Consider the following 5,168-nt stretch of genomic DNA (forward strand, 5'->3'; position numbering starts at 1 on the left):
GCGGGATCTGTCGGCCACGTACTGGCTCATCTCCACGTCCTGCGCGGCTTCAGACGTCTGCTTGCTCACCGTCCGCTGCCTCCATTCCTCGGGAAGTTACCATGCGCTAACGTAACAGACCGACGCGGGAAACACTAGGGTTCGGGCGGAAATAGGCTGTGCGCGATGTGTGAGATGGACGACGTGGGCAAGCGCGCATGAGTTGTCCGTGTCGCGGGGACTCCCGATGGATAGGGCCCTCGCAACAGGTGCAGTGGAATGCGCCAGGTCACGGCTGGGACGCCCCCCATGGATGCGCCCCGCCCGGGGCAATCCGGACGGGGCGCATAGGAGGGGTGACTGGCGGAACGATCAGGCGTTCCCCCGGGCCTTCTGATGGTCGAGCGCAGCCTTGACCAGTCCTCGGAACAGGGGATGCGGACGGGTGGGACGCGACTTGAACTCGGGATGGGCCTGGGTGCCCACGTAGAAGGGATGGACGTCACGGGGCAGCTCGATGAACTCCGTGAGTTCGCCGTCCGGGCTCTCCCCCGAGATGCGCAGGCCGCCGTCGCGCAGCCGCTGCTTGTAGGCGACGTTCACCTCGTAGCGGTGACGGTGGCGCTCGGTGACGTGCGTGGTGCCGTACAGCTCGGCGACCAGCGAACCCTCCTCGAGCTCCGCCGGGTAGGAGCCCAGACGCATGGTGTGTCCCATGTCGCCCTTGCCGGCCACGATGTCCTTCTGCTCGGCCATGGTCGCGATCACCGGATTCTGGCAGTCGGGCTCGAACTCCGAGGAATTGGCGTCCTCAAGTCCCAGCACGTGCCGGGAGTATTCGATGACCATGGACTGCAGGCCGAGGCACAGGCCCAGGGCGGGCAGCCCGTTCTCGCGCGCGTATCGCAGGGCGCCGATCTTGCCTTCGATCCCCCGGATGCCGAAGCCTCCCGGGATGACGATGCCATCGACCTGGTCGAGCGCCGCCTTGGCCCCTTCGTTCGTCTCGCACAGGTCGGCGGCGACCCATCTGACGTCGACCTTCGCATAGTTCCCGAAGCCCCCGGCCTTGATGGCCTCGGTGACGGAGAGGTAGGCGTCGGGCAGGTCGATGTACTTGCCGACGATGGCGATGCTCACCTCATGCCTCGGATGATGCACCCTGTCAAGAAGGTCCTCCCAGTCCGCCCAGTCCACGTCATGGAAGGGCAGGCCGAGCTCGCGGACGACGTAGGCGTCGAGCCCCTCGCTGAAGAGGATCTTCGGCACGTCGTAGATGCTGGGAGCATCCACGCAGTTGACCACGCCCTCCTCGTCCACGTCGCACATCAGGGAGATCTTGTCCTTGATGGCCTGGGTGAGGGGCCTGTCGGAACGCAGGACGAGCGCGTCAGGCGAGATGCCCAGCTGGCGCAGCGTCATCACGGAATGCTGGGTGGGCTTGGTCTTGAGCTCATGCGCGGCCGCGATATAGGGCACCAGGGAGACGTGCACGAACATGCAGTTGTCGGAGCCGAGGTCGCGTCTGACCTCGCGCGCCGCCTCGAGGAACGGCTGCGACTCGATGTCGCCGACCGTGCCGCCGATCTCCGTGATGATGACGTCCACGTCGTCGCCGGCCTGGGCGCGCATTCGCGACTTGATCTCGTTGGTGATATGCGGGATGACCTGGACGCACTGGCCGAGGTACTCCCCGGCACGCTCCTTGCGCAGAACCGACTGGTAGATCTGCCCGGTGGTGACGTTCGCCTTCTGGCTGAGGAACACGTCAAGGAAGCGCTCGTAGTGCCCGATGTCGAGATCGGTCTCCGCGCCGTCCTCGGTGACGTAGACCTCGCCGTGCTGGAAGGGGTTCATCGTGCCGGGATCGACGTTGATGTAGGGGTCGAGTTTCTGCTGCAGGACGCGGATGCCGCGGCTCCGCAGCAGACGGCCGAGCGAGGACGCCGTCAGCCCCTTGCCAAGGGACGACACCACTCCCCCGGTGACGAAAATGTGCTTGGTGATGTGACCCTGGGAACTGCCATGCTGTCTTCTAGCCATGGAACTTCAGTCTATCATCCGCGGATGCCCGGGCGTGTTTCGTTCCGTATTGTCCTCTGGGACGAAAGCTCGCCGGTTCCCGTCCCGAACCGCCGACGAACCAGGGAAAAGCGGCCGGCCCGCCTCCCTCTCAGACGCGCGAGCCGACGTGGATGGCCACCGCGGAGCCGGCCGGAACGCTGACGTGGATGCTCCCCGACGCCGAGACACGGACCGTCGTCGAGCAGTCGGCCGAGGAGTACACGTCGCAGTAGGTGCCGGCCGGCAGGCTCGTCCGCCAGGTGGCCGTGCTGGAGGAGGATCCGTTGTTCATGACGAGGAAGGCCTTCGACCCCCGTCCGAACGCCACGACGTTGTCCCCGTCGGACTGCCAGTCGGTGAGCTTCGCCTTCCCTGCGACGTTATGCCATCCGATCATCCCGCGGATCGCGGTGAGCCTCTGCGTGCAGGTCCATCCGGAGCCCGTCGAGCAGGAGACGTCGGGCACCGAGTCCGCCGTGGCCCCGGGGGCCCCGGAATCCGTGCTGCTGAACTCGTATCCGGAGAAGACGTTCGGCTCGCTGTAGGGGTAGGCGAGCATGAAGGCGTTGGCGAGCAGGTACCTGCTTCCGTCCTTGTACGTCAGTGTGGAGCCGTTGCGCTCGGTGTCCCAGTTGGTGACGAACACGGCCGCCTTCGAGCTGTCGACGAGCGACTTGGAGATCTCGTCCAGCGTCAGGGTCCCGCCCATGAGGGAGTCGTCGAACAGCCGCTTGAGACGATAGGCGTACTGGAACTCCGACACCTGGCCGGACCGCAGGTACCGGTCGGGCTGGATCTCCTCGGCCTCGTTGACGCTTCCGATGACCTCCTGCATCCACCAGATGTCGTCGACCGAGCGTCCGGTGTCCTTCGCCACAAGCCTTTTGATCGCGAGCACGTCGTCAGCGGCGATGTGCTTGACGGCGTCGACGCGGAATCCCGCGACGCCGAGACGCATCAGCCGGGCGAAGTAGGCGGCCAGCATGCGTCGCACGTACGGCTGGGAGGTGTCGAGGTCCTGCAGGCCGCTCACGCGGCAGGTCTGGACCTCGGTGGCGTTCGTGTAGGACAGGATGTCCCTGTCGCAGTCGTGGAAGTTCGCGGCGGTGTAGGGAATCGCCGGGAAGTCGCCGGTGTTCGTGTAGGTGCTGCCCCCTGTCCCGGTGCCGGAGACCTTGTCGACGCCGGTGGTGTGGTTGATGACGGCGTCGGCGATGATGCCCACGCCCGCGGCCCTGCACTGCTTCACCATGCTGCGGAACTCGGCCTCGGTGCCCTCCTTGGAGTGCAGCCCGTAGCTGACGGGCTGATAGGAGGTCCACCACTGGGAGCCGAGGATGCTCTCCTGCGGCGGGGAGACCTGCACATAGGCCACGCCCTCGGGACCGAAGGTCCGCGTGCATTCCCTGGCCACCGAGTTCCAGTTCCATTGGAAGGCGGTGACGATGACGTCGCTGCGGTAGGCGGCGGGGTTGAAGGAGGAGGCGTATCCGGTCGGGACCTGGACGGTGGTCAGGGCCAGTGCCACGGCGGCGGCCACGGCGAGGGCCGCCGACAGTACACGGCGTATCGTGCGAACGATCATTTGCCCCCCATCGAGTCGAATCCGGCCGAACACGGTCTTCCTCAGTATTTAGGGTCTTCCCTTGACATGTCCTTGCCCATTATGTCCCCTCACCCTCTCCATGGCATGCGGCGTCCCGCCGAATCCGGCGAGGACGTACGAAGCGGTTTCGCCGGCATCGTGGTTTTCTGCGTTCGTCGCCGCGCGATGCCGGACGTTCTGCCGGGAGTCCGCGGTCCCATGGATGGAGGAGGGAAGGACAAGAAAGGGGCCGGTTCCGACGCCATCGGCGTCCGAACCGGCCCCCTGGGCATTGGCGGCCCGTCATCTCTCGACGGATACCGTCAGCGCCATCCTTCGGTCAGGCGGAGTGTCTGCCATCCCTCCCGCCGGAGACTCTGCGGGCAGCCAGAACCTCCACGCCCAGCAGGGTGAGGATCATGACCAGTGCCACGACGCCCGCGACGGCCGACCCCGTGGTCGACAGGCTCGTCGTGGTGGACGTGGAGGACGACGAGGCGCCGGAAGCCGAGGACGAGCCGTTGGACGAGCCCGTCGAACCGCTGGATGTCGAGCCGGTGGAGCCCGACCCGTTGTCCGACGTGTCGGTTCCGGTGGTTTCGCAGGACCCCGTCGTGTCCGACGAGGAGGAGTCCGAGGTCGTCTGGAGCTTGAGCACCGTCGCCGCAAGGGCGCCGGCCGTGTAGTCCCCGTCGGTGACCTTCACCGTCGTCGGCGTCGTGGTTCCGGACGTGCACGGATCATTGTCATCAAGCACCGTGCCGTCCTTGACAAGCACCTGGTAGGTGCCGGCATCAAGGCCCGACACCGTCGTCGTCGAGTCCGCGGAGTCGGATGTCAGGGACTTGGCGGAGGACTTCGTCGTGGCGTCTGAGGCGTCGACGGAGCTGGACGTGGAGTTGAAGATCACCACATAGGTCCCGCTGTCGTCCGTCACCTGGTAGGCGACGATGCCGTCCGAGGCCTGGAGGATCTTGGCGTTCTTCGAGATGTCGTCATAGCTCGACATGCGGAAGGCCGCCGTGTTCTTCCTCAGAGCGAGAAGCCCCTTGACGTAGTCCACGGAGCCCTTGTAGGTCGTCGTGCGGTCCCAGTCGATGGCGTTGACGGAATCGCCCGAGTTGTAGCTGTTGCCGTCTCCGCCCTTGGTGCGCAGGAACTCCTGCCCCAGCTGGATGAAGGGGATACCCTGCGACAGGGTGACGAGCGAATCCGCGAGCTCGGCCCGCTTCACGGTCTGGGCGTCGCTGTCGGTGGGGACGCTGGCGCGCAGCTTGTCGTAGAGCGTCATGTTGTCATGAGCCTCGACGTACTGCACGACCTGGCCCGCATCGGCGTACTTGACGTTCGTCGAGCCGTTCGTGCACAGTGCCGACGATGCGGTTCCCGTCGCGTTCTGACATCCGAGCAGGTTGTTGGCGATCAGCCCTTCGAGTCCCGACTTCCCGGATACGAATCCGGTGTCGGTGTCGGAGAACACCGACCCCTTGGCCGCATCACGAATGGAGTCGTTGAAGAAGGCGACGCCGTTGTCCTTGAC

The 5,168-nt window shown here is 65.6% G+C and carries 2 protein-coding genes and 1 pseudogene; all 3 read right to left on the reverse strand.

Annotated elements, in window-relative coordinates; all coding sequences use genetic code 11:
* Positions 1 to 351: 351 nt before the first annotated feature.
* Complete coding sequence (locus RWX87_RS06470; protein ID WP_314688761.1) at positions 352 to 2,022, reverse strand: CTP synthase; 1,671 nt, start codon at positions 2,020 to 2,022, stop codon at positions 352 to 354.
* Positions 2,023 to 2,152: 130 nt separating this feature from the next.
* Positions 2,153 to 3,628, reverse strand: coding sequence for an alpha-amylase family protein (locus tag RWX87_RS06475; protein WP_314688762.1), 1,476 nt, complete (start codon positions 3,626 to 3,628; stop codon positions 2,153 to 2,155).
* Positions 3,629 to 3,968: 340 nt separating this feature from the next.
* A pseudogene (locus RWX87_RS06480) lies at positions 3,969 to 5,168 on the reverse strand (hypothetical protein); the annotation flags it as partial.

This window comes from uncultured Bifidobacterium sp., from assembly GCF_963540075.1.
GTDB lineage: Bacteria > Actinomycetota > Actinomycetes > Actinomycetales > Bifidobacteriaceae > Bifidobacterium.